This is a genomic window from Neobacillus cucumis (assembly GCF_016908975.1).
GTDB classification, from domain to species: Bacteria; Bacillota; Bacilli; order Bacillales; family Cytobacillaceae; genus Neobacillus; species Neobacillus cucumis.
The window spans coordinates 267,531-281,120 of record NZ_JAFBEX010000006.1 but is presented as its reverse complement, the minus strand read 5'-3'; the positions used below and the strand labels follow the sequence as shown (position 1 = coordinate 281,120).

The window sequence follows — 13,590 nt, the reverse complement described above, 5'->3', positions numbered from 1 at the left end:
GTTGCAAAAAATATACGCAAAGTATCATAGATAGGGGTGAAACTCATGAGCATCAAAGCTGAAGAAATCAGTGCCCTGATTAAATCACAAATTGAAAATTATCAGGCAGAAATTCAAGTGAGTGATGTTGGTACAGTTATCTCAGTCGGTGACGGTATCGCTCGTGTTCATGGCCTCGACAATGTCATGGCAGGAGAACTTGTAGAATTTTCAAACGGCGTTATGGGTATGGCACAAAACCTTGAAGAAAATAACGTTGGTATTATCATCCTTGGACCTTTCACAGATATTCGTGAGGGAGACGAGGTTCGCCGCACAGGCCGCATCATGGAGGTTCCAGTAGGTGAAGCGCTAATCGGACGCGTTGTAAACTCATTAGGACAACCAGTTGATGGCATGGGTCCAATCAATACGACAAAAACTCGCCCTATAGAAGCAATAGCTCCGGGCGTTATGGCTCGTAAATCGGTTCATGAGCCGCTTCAAACAGGGATTAAAGCGATTGACGCACTTGTTCCAATCGGACGTGGTCAGCGTGAATTAATCATCGGTGACCGTCAAACAGGTAAAACATCTGTTGCAATCGACACCATCCTAAACCAAAAAGGTCAAAACATGATTTGTATCTATGTTGCCATTGGTCAGAAGGAATCAACTGTTCGTAACGCAGTTGAAACTCTTCGTAAATATGGCGCATTAGAATACTCAATCGTTGTAACAGCTTCTGCATCACAGCCTGCACCGCTATTATACCTAGCTCCATACGCTGGTGTTGCAATGGCAGAAGAGTTTATGTATGACGGCAAGCACGTTTTAATCGTATACGATGACCTTTCAAAACAAGCTGCTGCATATCGTGAGCTTTCCTTGTTACTACGCCGTCCTCCAGGTCGTGAAGCATATCCAGGGGATGTATTCTACTTACACAGCCGTTTGTTAGAACGTGCATGTAAAATTAACGATACTCTTGGTGCTGGTTCGATTACAGCTTTACCATTTATTGAAACACAAGCAGGTGACGTTTCTGCTTATATCCCAACAAACGTTATCTCCATCACGGATGGACAAATTTTCTTACAATCTGACCTTTTCTTCTCCGGTGTTCGCCCAGCGATCAACGCAGGTCTTTCCGTATCACGTGTAGGTGGATCCGCGCAAATCAAAGCGATGAAGAAGGTTGCAGGTACACTGCGTCTTGACCTTGCATCCTACCGTGAATTAGAAGCATTTGCTGCGTTCGGTTCTGACCTTGATAAAGCAACACAAGCGAAGCTGAACCGTGGTGCTCGTACGGTTGAAGTTCTAAAGCAAGATCTTCACAAGCCGCTTACGGTTGAAAAGCAAGTTGTAATCCTTTATGCATTAACACGCGGTTTCCTTGATGATATTCCATTAGAGGATGTTCGCCGCTTTGAATCAGAATTCCATAACTGGTTAGACCACAACCGCAAAGAATTGTTAGACCATATTACCAAAACGAAGGATCTTCCTTCTGATGAGGATATGGCTTCTGCAATCAACGATTTCAAAAAATCGTTTGCAGTTTCCGAATAATAGGGTCTGACATATTGAAGGGTTTAGACGTGCGGTCCGCCGCACGGTCTAAAACCAGACATTCTTTGAAAAAGGGTGGTGAGAACCTATGGCATCATTACGTGATATAAAACAGCGTATTACTTCTACGAAAAAGACGAGTCAAATCACTAAAGCGATGGAGATGACTTCGGCTGCTAAGTGGAACCGCGGTGTTGCGAATGCGAAAGCATTTGTACCTTATATGGAAAAAATGCAAGAAGTAACAGCGGCGATTGCAAGTGGCGCAAGAGGTGTTAATCACCCCATGCTAAAAGCGCGTCCTGTTAAGAAAACCGGTTATATTGTCATCACATCTGACAGGGGTCTTGCTGGTGCGTTCAATAGTAACGTCATCCGCCGTGTGAACCAAACGATCCAAAGCCGTCACAAATCAAATGATGAGTTCGCGGTTATTACGATTGGCCGTGTTGCCCGTGACTTTTTCGTGAAGCGCGGTATGAACGTAGCGCTTGAAATCGTCGGAGTATCCGATCAACCAAACTTCACTGACATTAAGGACCTAACAAGTTCAACTGTCGGGATGTTCGAAGATGGAACTTTTGATGAATTATATGTTTATTACAACCATTATATAAGTGCAATTTCTCAAGAAGTTACCGAGAAGAAGCTGCTTCCGTTAGCGGAATTAACTCCTACTGGCAATCTCACTTCCTATGAATTTGAGCCATCTGCAGAAGAGATTTTGAAATATCTATTACCTCAGTATGCAGAAAGCTTAATCTACGGCGCCCTGCTTGACAGTAAGGCAAGTGAGCACGCCGCGCGGATGACTGCAATGAGAAACGCAACCGATAATGCGAAAGAATTAATCAATTCTTATACATTAATTTACAACCGTGCCCGTCAGGCAGCGATTACCCAAGAAATAACCGAAATCGTCGGCGGTGCGGCTGCGCTTGAATAGTAGGTTAATGGCTGAACGGCCATTGCGAATCTAGTTGATTGGAGCGGAAGGCGCTCGACTCCTGCGGGAGTACGGGGCAGGTGAGACCCCACAGGCGCGGAAGCGCCGAGGAGGCTCACCGGCACGCCCGCGGAAAGCGAGCGCCTGGAGCGGAAATCAACATCAATTTATAAAAAGGAACCCAAGGTAGGGTCCGAGATAGGTGTAGACTTGGGAATGATTCGTTCATTCCCGGCTCTATGTCCGAAAGAGTAAGATAGGAGGGAACATGATGAACAGAGGACGCGTTCTTCAGATTATGGGTCCGGTTGTTGACGTTAAGTTCCAAAGCGGTCAGCTTCCAGAACTCAATAACGCATTGAAAATTGTAAACACAGCGCGTACTGAATCAGAAGTTGAGATTAACTTAACCCTTGAAGTAGCCCTTCATTTAGGTGATGATACAGTTCGTACAATTGCGATGTCTTCTACTGACGGTTTAACACGTAATGCGGAAGTTGAAGATACAGGTAAACCAATTTCAGTACCGGTTGGTGACGTTACACTTGGCCGTGTATTTAACGTATTGGGCGATACAATCGACCTTGCAGAAGACATTCCAGCAAGTGCCCGCCGTGATTCCATTCACCGCGAAGCACCTACATTTGAAAATCTTTCTACAGAGGTTGAAATCCTTGAAACTGGTATTAAGGTAGTAGACTTGCTTGCACCATATATCAAAGGTGGTAAAATCGGTCTATTCGGTGGTGCCGGAGTAGGTAAAACCGTATTAATCCAGGAATTAATCAATAACATCGCGCAAGAACACAGCGGTATTTCCGTATTCGCTGGTGTTGGTGAGCGTACTCGTGAAGGTAACGACCTTTATCATGAAATGACTGATTCAGGCGTTATCAAACAAACAGCGATGGTATTCGGACAAATGAACGAGCCGCCAGGAGCACGTATGCGTGTTGCCTTGACTGGTTTGACAATGGCTGAATATTTCCGTGATGAGCAAGGACAGGACGTTCTTTTCTTCATGGATAACATCTTCCGTTTCACACAAGCAGGTTCTGAGGTTTCTGCGTTATTAGGCCGTATGCCTTCTGCCGTAGGTTACCAGCCAACACTTGCGACTGAAATGGGTAAATTACAAGAGCGTATCACATCTACTAACGTAGGTTCCGTTACATCAATCCAAGCGATTTACGTACCAGCCGATGACTATACTGACCCGGCTCCAGCTACGACTTTCGCCCACTTAGATGCAACAACAAACCTTGAGCGTAAGCTTTCTGAGATGGGTATCTACCCAGCGGTGGATCCTCTTGCATCAACTTCTCGTGCATTGTCACCTGAAATCGTTGGTGAAGATCACTACAATGTAGCACGCCAAGTTCAATCAACATTACAACGTTACCGAGAATTACAGGATATCATCGCGATCCTAGGTATGGACGAACTTTCTGATGATGATAAGTTAGTGGTACACCGTGCACGTCGTGTTCAGTTCTTCTTATCGCAGAACTTCCACGTGGCAGAACAGTTCACTGGTCAGCCAGGTTCCTATGTTCCTGTTAAAGAAACGGTTAAAGGATTCAAAGAAATCCTTGAAGGTAAATATGATCATCTTCCAGAAGATGCGTTCCGTTTGGTTGGACGTATTGAAGAAGTGGTTGAGGCCGGAAAACGCATGGGTGTAGAAGCTTAAAGTTTGCCAGGAGGGTAAAAAATGAAGACCGTAAAAGTCAGTGTTGTTACTCCCGATGGCCCGGTGTATGATTCTGAAGTAGAGATGGTTAGTGTCAGGGCTACGAGTGGTGAGCTTGGAATTTTGCCTGGTCACATTCCGTTGGTTGCTCCGCTTGCCATTAGTGCCGTTCGTTTGAAGAAGGATGGAAAAACGGAATACATCGCAGTAAGTGGTGGATTCTTAGAGGTCCGACCTGATCAGGTGACCATTTTAGCGCAATCCGCTGAATTAGCCTCTGATATTGATGTTGAACGTGCATTAAGAGCGAAGGAGCGCGCAGAACAGCGTGTGAATCAACAACGCACTGAGCATACTGATTTCAGACGTGCTGAGCTTGCTTTACAGCGTGCCATCAATCGCCTCGCCGTATCGGAAAAAAAATTCTAATATAAAACATCAAACCTCTTCGGATTCCCGGAGGGGTTTTTTTATATTGCTGTATTAAAAGGTATTGATGATTTTGGAACGATGTTGATTGAAGCGGAAAGCGAGTGCCTGGAGCGGAAATCAACATCCACTTTTAACACAGCTCGCCTTTATATAAAAGGCAAACAATTTTATTTTTAAATAGATAATTTTTATCTATTAGAAACTCCGTTATTATGTTATTTTTATCTAAATAAGTAGTATTGTAAAATATCTTTTCGGTTGTCGAAAAATCGTCATTTGAATGATTCCTTTTCCGTAATAAATAGTTTGAAAGTTTTAGCTATTTCGATATTGACGATAAACGTTATAACATGTAATAATATATTATATAACAACAGGTGATAAACACTGATAGGATAAGTCGAAGGAGGAGGAACAAAGCAATAACCAATTAGTTTAGTTCTTTATGAAAGCGGTTTAAAAAATCGTAAAAGTGAATTTATTGGGGGGAAAGTATGTGAAACGTTGGTTTAGTGTAGCTTTCAGTATTTTAATGGTCATGTCATTAATAATCGGATGTTCCTCAACAAGCACTACTTCAAAATCAAAAGACGGAAAGACTACGATTACCTTTTTTTACCGTTGGCCGAATGAGCCATACAAATCCTATTTTAAGAGTGTTATTGCAGAGTTCGAAAAGCAAAATCCTAAAATTCATATCGAAGAAGTAACCGCATTAAACGATGATTATAAACAAAAAGCAAATGTCCTTTTAGGAAGCCAGAATCCACCAGATGTATTCTTTAGCTGGGCAGGAGAATATGGACAAAAGTTCATTCGAGATGGTGTTGCCTTAGATCTAACAAAATATTATCAAGATGATACTGCATGGTCTAACCAATTAATCAGCTCACAGGTTGATTTCTTTAAGAAAGACGACAAAGTTTATGGCGTGCCGCTCTTTACAGACAGTAAGCTATTTTTCTACAACAAAGACCTATTTGATAAGTTAGGTTTAAAAGCGCCAACGACTTGGGATGAATTCATGACCGACTTAAAGGCGATTAAGAAGAGTGGAGAAACACCAATTATCCTAGGAAATAAATCTCCATGGGCTGCAGCGCACTATGTGACAGCACTGAATCAGCGCTTAGTTCCTAAAGAGGTACTTGATAAAGATTTAAGCTATCAAGGAGCCAAGTTTACCGACCCTGGATATGTAGAGGCATTAAAGAAATTAAATGAATTACGACCATACTTCAATGCAGATCCAAATGCGATTGCACATGATGAAGCAAGAAATCTATTCCTTGGTGGAAAAGCAGCCATCACTTTCTTAGAAACACAAGAAATTACTTATATGAAAGATGCCACTTTTAAGTGGGATACCTTTAAGGTTCCAACGATTGCTGGGGCAAAAGGAGACCAAGGCGGGTTAATCGGTGCACCTGAAGGCTTTATGGTTCACAGTAAATCACAACATCCAAAAGAAGCAGTTGAGTTCTTGAAGTTTATGACTTCTAAAATAAATGGCGAAAAATTAATCAAGGATACTGGCTTAGCAAGCACAGTTTCTGGAGCAGTCAATGACAATACCGCAACAAAAGAAGAAGTAAAAGCAATGGATTTAATTAAGGAACAACCCAATATGTTGATTTGGACAGATAGTGCGTTAGACAGCCGTATTTTTAAACCATATGGTGATGGCGTTCAAACAATGTTAGGCGGTGGAATGACGCCGGAGCAAGTTATGAAAGGCGTTCAAGACGCTGCAAAACAAGTGTATAATAACTAGTTTTTATTATATTCGCTAAAAAGTGGCCGGTTACTAGGGAGGGCAATAACGCTCTATTAACCGGCAAAATTGCCAATGATTTTGTGGTTTGGGAGGGTTAAGATGCGCAGAACAAGAATAGTCCCGATTCTCTATATGGCACCGGCCTTATTGATGCTTGCATTATTTGTCTACTACCCATTAGTTCGAAATGTCGTAAATGGCTTTTATGAATGGAACCCATTTACTTCCGATAGAAGCTTTGTTTTCTTAAATAATTATATCCGGCTATTTAAAGACCCTGTTTTTTATACAGTATTGAAAAACAATCTGTTATACGCCGTTATTTCTGTGATCATGCAGGTTGGACTGGGGTTAGTTATTGCCGCGATATTGGAAGATAAGATTTTTAGAAGATTTTCTACCTTTTTCCGGACAACCTTTTTCTTGCCAGTATTGATTTCTATGACCGTCATCGGGATCCTCTTTAGTTTTATTTACAATCCAGAAGTAGGGCTCTTGAACAGCTTCCTACGATTAATTGGCTTAGGGAATTTGGCAGAGGGCTGGCTGGGGAATCCCAAAACTGCAATTTATGCTGTTATTTTTGTTTCACAGTGGCAGAGCATCGGCTATGCCGTCATGTTATATGTGTTGGCCGTTCAAAAAGTTCCTAGCGAATTATATGAAGCGGCAACGATTGATGGGGCAGGCAAAATTCGTACCTTTTTCAGCGTGACGGTCCCACAAGTAAAAGAAATGACCTTTGTTCTATTAATCTATACCGTCACTGGTTCGTTCTTAGTCTTTAGTGAAGTATATGTATTAACAAGTGGTGGTCCGGGGAACTCATCACAGGTTTTTAGTACATATCTCTATCAAAAAGCGTTTATTGATAATGAACCGGGATTTGCTTCAGCGATTGCTAACGTGATTCTTGGGATTACATTAATCTTCTATTTTGTACAGAATAAGTTCTTAAAAACAGGGGAGGAGTAGACATGAAGCTGGTTGAAACACAGGGAGATTCACTAAGCCAAGATCCGAAGCTCGAAAAAGTGACCGGTCTCAACGTGAAAGTGGCAAGACGAAAATCTGGCTTTTCATTGACTGTGGGATTGATCTTTCTCTTTTTACTCCTTTACTTTGTGGCCATCGCCTATCCATTGTTCTGGATGATTATCAACTCCTTTAAAACAACCGCTGCCATCTTTAACGACAGCTGGGGGCTTCCAAAAGAATGGCTCTTTTCAAATTATACGCAGGCTTGGGAACAAGGGGTTTCCAGCTACTTTATGAATAGTTTGATTATCACGGGTGGAACTTGTTTGTTGACGGTGATCGTAAGTGCCCTTTGCGCATATGGGTTAACTCGTTTTCAAATCAAAGGCGGCAAGCTTCTGCTCTTGTTTGTTTCAGCGGGTCTGATGTTTTCTCCGCAAAGCAGTTTAATACCTCTCTATGAATTGATTCAAAAGCTAGGAATCTTCGATACATACTGGGCGTTGATTCTCACGTTTACGGCCTATCGAATTCCTTTAACGGTCCTGTTAATTCGTTCCTTTTTCCTTTCGATTCCGAAAGAGCTGGAGGAATCGGCCTATCTGGATGGGGCAAACAGTTTTAAGGTATTTACTCACATATTCCTGCCAATGAGCAGACCAATTATGTTCACTGGAGTAATTTTAACTGCTTATTATGCTTGGAATGAGTTTTTATTTTCGATTCTCTTTATTCAAACCGAAACCGTAAAACCGATTACTTCTGGACTGTTAGTATTTAAAGGTGCGTTAAGCACTAACTGGGGAGTATTGATGGCTGGACTGGTCATTTCCGCCATTCCGCTCATTGCCATCTTCCTCATGATGCAAAAATACTTTGTACGCGGACTAGCCGAGGGAGGCGTGAAGGGCTAAGATCGATTTTTAAAAATGACGATGTTGCTTGGAGCGGAAATTAACAATTAAATTTATTAGTAGGGAGTGGACTTAATGTTGAATTTTAGCAGGGAAAAGTATCTACAAGTAACCGGTGGAGCTATTGGCTTAAGAGGAGAAATTGAAAGAGTCGCAGACAAAGTCTATGAAAAAGGCTTTAAAAATCTATTTCTAATCGGATCCGGCGGGGCAGTAGCCACCTTCTACCCATTTGAATTCATGGTGAACTCGACCTCGACCATTCCAGCCTATGCCGAAATTGCTGCCGAATTTATTCTACAAAACCACAAACAGCTAAGTGAGGAGTCACTCGTCATTCTCTCCTCGCTATCAGGCACAACCGAGGAAACAGTAGCCGCGGCAAAATATTGCAAAGAAAAAGGCGCAACGACCATTGGCCTGACAGGTGAGCACAATAAGCCGCTAGCCGACATTGTAGATTTTCCGTTGGTCAACTTTGCTGAAAATGATTTTGCCAGCGATTCGAATCAACTAGTGCTCTTTCATCTGATTTTTAGACTGATGCATAAAAATGGAGATTTCCCGGGTTATGAAAGTTTTGCGGCACAGCTAGAAACACTTCCGGAAAAATTAATTGAAGCAAAAGAGCAGTTTGAGTTGAAAGCAGAGGCGTTCGCCCATAACTATAAGGATGAACCGTATCATATGGTTGTGGGTTCAGGAAACACATGGGGCCGCGCTTACTCTTATGCGATGTGCGTCTTGGAAGAAATGCAATGGATTAAAACGAAATCGATCCATGCGGCGGAATTCTTCCATGGGACCCTGGAGTTGGTGGAAGAAGATACAAGTATGATTTTACTAAAGGGTGAAGATGAAACCCGGCCATTGATGGAGCGTGTTGAACAGTTTGCCAACAAATATACGAAAAAATTGACGGTGCTTGATACAAAAGATTATTCGTTAGAAGGGATTAGTGAGGAATTCAGAAAGTATTTATCGCCTATTGTGACGTCAACGCTTTTGCAAAGGCTTAGTGTCCACCTTGAAGATAAGCGTAATCACTCATTAGAGATTAGAAGATATTATCGTACGGTAGCTTATTAAGGTGTCGGGGGAAGGTGCAATCGGGGGTGGGTTCATAACCCCCGAAAGCACAGAAAAGAGTGAGATTCGGTAGATTAAAAGGGTATCTTTCTCTTATTTCAACTAATGGGAGGGATTTTTTGATGAGATTAATTGCGGTTGGCGATAATGTGGTTGATTATTATGATGATCGAGAAGAAATGTTTCCAGGTGGGAATGCCGTCAATGTAGCGGTTTTCTGGAAACGATATGGAGTGGACGAAGTATCATATATTGGCATTGTCGGGAATGATGAAGAAGGCGAGCATATTGTTAGCTCACTAGCACAGGAACAAATCGATGTTTCCCGGGTCCGGAAAGTGTTTGGAGCTTCAGGGGAAGCTGTGGTGACATTGGATGAGCACGGCGACCGTAAATTTGTCGGCTCCAACAAGGGCGGTGTTCAAAAAGAGCTAAAATTGAATTTTTCCGAATCGGAATTAGCTTACATTAGCTCGTTTTCACTGCTGCATACAAGCGTATATAGTTATTTAGAAAAAGAATTACCATTGCTGCAAAAGCACATTGACATCTCGTTTGATTTTTCAACCAAATATGATGAGGACTATTTAGAGCTTGTTTGCCCGTATATTAAATATGCAATATTCTCTGGCGGGGATTTAACAAACCAGGAATGTGAAGCACTTATCACGCGAGTACATGAATTAGGGACCCCCAATATTATTGTAACCAGAGGGTCTGAAGGTTCCTTATTTTCCGATTCAAAACAAGTCTTTAAACAAGGGATCGTCGAGACAGATGTCGTCGATACGCTTGGTGCTGGAGATACCTTTGTGGCAATCTTTTTAAAAGAATATGTCCAGCATGGCAATGCCCAGGAAGCCATGGCAAAGGGCGCGGCCGCAGCAGCTGAAACCTGCCAACGCTTTGGTGCCTTCGGCCACGGGAAAAAGCGCGGCAAACGGATCATGGTATAGGAAAAGAAGAAACCTGTTCATATCGGACAGGTTCTTCTTTATGCATAGTTACTTTACTTTTATAAAAAATGCTAAGTTAATGGGATCATTGCCCTAAAAGGGAAATGGGAGCTAGCTCGGTAAATGAAAGAGCAGTTCATTGCCCTAAAAGGAAATTTGGGGGCTAGCTCGGTAAAAGAAAGGTGGTTTCATTGCCCTAAAAGGGAAAATGGGAGCTAGCTCGGTAAAAGAAAGGTGGTTTCTTGGCCCCAAAAGGAACATGATAGCTACTTCAGTAAATGAAAGCCCAGTTCAATCATTTCAATAATAGAAATGAACTGAATTTTATAAAAAAAACTCCCTAAGTCCATGACCTAGGGAGCTGCAACCTTTTAATATTCCACTTTCCACATATATCTTCTTTTTGATAAAGGATGATTACGGGCATCTGCCAATTGCTCTGCATAGCGGCGTAGAACATAATTTAGCACAAGCGGTGCAATATACCCTTGTAACTCTTCATCAATACCTGCTAAATCAAGCTCTTTCGCATCTAACACAACCAGTTTCTTACCATATTTCTTCGAGAAATCCAAGGCTCGTTCATCCAGCGGACGTGTCTCATCGATACCAAGCAGGATAATAAATGGAACTTCTTCATCAATGATCTCAAATGGTCCATGGAAATATTCACCAGAGTGAATAGCGTTGGAGTGGATCCACTGCATTTCTAAAAGAATACATGTTGTGTAGGAATAAGCAATTCCGTAGTTGGCGCCACTTGCCATGGTGTAAATCACTTTTTCGTCTTTATAATCTTGACCAAACTGCGCTGCTCTGTCAGCAAATTGTGCACCAGCTCGTTCAAAAGCGGTTTGGGTGTTGGCTAAGCTGTTAACCATTTTATCAAACTTGTCATTACCTTCTAATACGTTTAAAACACCAAGCGTTAGCTGATAAAGTAAACCTAAGTTAGTATTGAATGCAACCGACTCAGCGCCCCATTCGTATTTAACAACAAATTCACTTTCTTGTGCCAGCGGGGAAGTTGGCTCGTTGGTGAACCCAACCGTTAAGGCTCCTTTTTGTCGGGCAAATTCAGCTGCCTTTACCGTTTCTGGGGTAGTACCTGACATAGAGCACAAAACAACAAGCGAATTTTCGCCAAGCTTTCTAGGATTGCGATGAATGAATTCATTGGAGCTGTAAACATCAGAAGTAATGTTTTTTGCTTCTCGGTCCATGATATATTTGTTCGGATACATAATAGCAGAGGAACCGCCGCATGCAACAAAGTATACATGGTTAATTGTACGGCCTTTCAAAGCATCTAACACATTTTTTACCTGTGGATCTACAACTACTTGAGAGTTTACCATTCATTTTTCCTCCTTAGGGTTGTTTGGTCTAAAATATAATAATACATTATATGATGTTATAGTATTATACATTATATGAATTGTCAATCTTTTTTGAAGATTAAATATGCTAGTTTATGAGAAATTAATATTAAATTGACATATAACATAATAAGATGTTATATTAATTTAAACAATTTTGATCATGATGGCCGTGTGAAGGGGATGGGGAAATGTCAAAGATCACGAGGGATCAAATTACGGGAATGAACTTTCATTATAAGCACTATCCTTTGGAATACTTTTTAGACGCAATGGTTCAATATGAATGCAAAAAGATTGAATTATGGGGAGCATCCCCTCACTTTTATGTGGATGAACTCACGCTTTCGGAAATGAGAAAGATAAAAAGAGAGATTGATAGAAGGGACTTATCGGTTGTCTGCTTTACACCCGAGCAATGTGTCTATCCTATCAACCTCGCCGCTAAGGAAGAGAGAATTCGTGAAAGAAGCATCCAATATTTCCTTAAATCAGCTGAGGCTGCGAAAGAATTAGGGGCACCGTTGCTATTGGTTACGCCAGGCTGGGGCTATGAAAATGAAGATAGCCAGGAAGCATGGAAAAGAACGAGAGATTCACTGGAAAAATTAGCAGACGTGGCCGCTCGACTAGAGTTAACCCTCGCCCTTGAACCACTAACCCGAGTTGAATCCAATATCATTTGCGATGCGAAGTCTTTGAAAAAAATGCTTGAGGAAGTAAATAGTCCTTCTCTTAAAGGCATGATTGATACCATTCCAATGGCTCTGGCGAATGAGGATTTCAATGATTATTTTAACCTCTTAAAGGACGAAATCGTTCATATTCATTTTATCGATGGGAAGCCGGAAGGACATCTGGTGTGGGGAGATGGCGTTTTGCCATTACAAACCTATGTCGATCAATTAAGCCAGCATGGTTATCAGGGTGCCCTTACGTTAGAGTATACGTCCTATCAATATGTGCAGGATCCGGATCAAGCGATGGAACGGACATTAGACGTTCTTTCAGGTGTGTTAAGCGATTGAAACAAATTGATAGCTGGAAATAATTTATATATACTTATAAGTATCAATGGAAAATAAGGAAAAAATTCATCCCACGCAAGTGGTGATGAGAAAATGAAGGCAGGTGAGTAATTTGTTAAGACAGGATGATCAGATTCCATTATATATTCAATTAAAGGAATCGCTTCGTGGCTCGATCTTAAATGGAGACTTAAAATACGGGGATAAGATTCCGACTGAAGCAGAATTAAGTGAGGATTTTAAAATAAGCAGGATTACGGTCCGAAAGGCCATTCTAGAGCTTGTGGAAGAAGGGTACCTCGTCAAGCGGCAGGGGAAAGGAACGTTTGTCAACAAACGCAAGATTGAGCGGAAAATTGTTCACTTTCTAAGCTTCAGTGATGCTTGTAAGGCAAATGGGCTAACGGCAAGCAGCAAGATTATTAAAAGGGAAATTATTCAGCCAACGGCAAAGGATATAGAGCTTCTGCAGCTGGAGGAAGGGGATGCCCTGTTATTTATTCAGCGGGTCCGCTATGCTGGTGATTCACCGATTATGATTGAGAACAACTATTACTCCTATAAAAAATTTCATATTTTACTAAACGCAAATTTAGAAGGTTCGGTTTATAGTGTCATTGAGGAAAACCTAAATATTCAGCCGCGCGGTTCCTTTGAGACGACCTTGGAGATTGTTCGGGCATCAGAAGAGGAAGTGGAATTACTCCATACTTCAAGTGGAGAGCCTCTATTCTATATGGAAACAACCGTTTATGATCAAAACAATGAACCTGTGCATCGCGGGAAACAGTATATTTTAGGAGAAAGTTATAAATTTATCTTTCAGCAATAAAAGGTCGGAATA

The 13,590-nt window shown here is 41.6% G+C and carries 12 protein-coding genes; 11 read left to right on the top strand and 1 reads right to left on the bottom strand.

Annotated elements, in window-relative coordinates; all coding sequences use genetic code 11:
- Positions 1-45: 45 nt before the first annotated feature.
- The 9 genes from atpA (at position 46) to JOC76_RS10220 (ending at position 10,339) form a co-directional block, all read left to right on the top strand.
- A complete protein-coding gene (atpA, locus tag JOC76_RS10260; protein ID WP_205177501.1) occupies positions 46-1,554 on the top strand; it encodes a F0F1 ATP synthase subunit alpha in 1,509 nt (502 codons plus the stop codon).
- Between the two features lie 88 nt (positions 1,555-1,642).
- Positions 1,643-2,500 carry an ATP synthase F1 subunit gamma gene (gene atpG / locus JOC76_RS10255; protein ID WP_205177500.1) on the top strand — a complete coding sequence of 286 codons (858 nt, stop codon included), beginning with the start codon at positions 1,643-1,645 and terminating at the stop codon, positions 2,498-2,500.
- Between the two features lie 271 nt (positions 2,501-2,771).
- Positions 2,772-4,193 carry a F0F1 ATP synthase subunit beta gene (gene atpD / locus JOC76_RS10250; protein WP_205177499.1) on the top strand — a complete coding sequence of 474 codons (1,422 nt, stop codon included), beginning with the start codon at positions 2,772-2,774 and terminating at the stop codon, positions 4,191-4,193.
- A gap of 21 nt (positions 4,194-4,214) precedes the next feature.
- On the top strand, positions 4,215-4,622 hold the full coding sequence (locus JOC76_RS10245; protein WP_205177498.1) for a F0F1 ATP synthase subunit epsilon: 408 nt from the start codon (positions 4,215-4,217) through the stop codon (positions 4,620-4,622).
- Positions 4,623-5,121: 499 nt separating this feature from the next.
- Positions 5,122-6,399 (top strand): ABC transporter substrate-binding protein, encoded by a 1,278-nt coding sequence (locus tag JOC76_RS10240; RefSeq protein WP_307784707.1) that lies wholly within the window; start codon positions 5,122-5,124, stop codon positions 6,397-6,399.
- A gap of 102 nt (positions 6,400-6,501) precedes the next feature.
- A complete protein-coding gene (locus JOC76_RS10235) occupies positions 6,502-7,377 on the top strand; it encodes a carbohydrate ABC transporter permease (protein ID WP_205177497.1) in 876 nt (291 codons plus the stop codon).
- A gap of 2 nt (positions 7,378-7,379) precedes the next feature.
- Entirely contained in the window at positions 7,380-8,294 is a 915-nt protein-coding gene (locus tag JOC76_RS10230) for a carbohydrate ABC transporter permease (RefSeq protein ID WP_205177496.1), read from the top strand.
- Between the two features lie 75 nt (positions 8,295-8,369).
- Entirely contained in the window at positions 8,370-9,383 is a 1,014-nt protein-coding gene (locus JOC76_RS10225) for an SIS domain-containing protein (protein ID WP_205177495.1), read from the top strand.
- Between the two features lie 122 nt (positions 9,384-9,505).
- Positions 9,506-10,339, top strand: coding sequence for a PfkB family carbohydrate kinase (locus JOC76_RS10220; RefSeq protein WP_205177494.1), 834 nt, complete (start codon positions 9,506-9,508; stop codon positions 10,337-10,339).
- Positions 10,340-10,710: 371 nt separating this feature from the next.
- On the opposite strand, the gene JOC76_RS10215 is transcribed toward JOC76_RS10220, so the two are convergent.
- Positions 10,711-11,697: an SIS domain-containing protein gene (locus tag JOC76_RS10215; RefSeq protein ID WP_205177493.1), complete on the bottom strand. Its 987-nt coding sequence runs from the start codon at positions 11,695-11,697 to the stop codon at positions 10,711-10,713.
- 212 nt (positions 11,698-11,909) lie between these two features.
- On the opposite strand from JOC76_RS10215, the gene JOC76_RS10210 reads away from it, so the two are divergent.
- Complete coding sequence (locus JOC76_RS10210) at positions 11,910-12,746, top strand: sugar phosphate isomerase/epimerase family protein (protein ID WP_205177492.1); 837 nt, start codon at positions 11,910-11,912, stop codon at positions 12,744-12,746.
- A 103-nt stretch (positions 12,747-12,849) separates the two neighbouring features.
- On the top strand, positions 12,850-13,578 hold the full coding sequence (locus JOC76_RS10205) for a GntR family transcriptional regulator (RefSeq protein ID WP_307784706.1): 729 nt from the start codon (positions 12,850-12,852) through the stop codon (positions 13,576-13,578).
- The last annotated feature ends 12 nt before the right edge of the window (positions 13,579-13,590 follow it).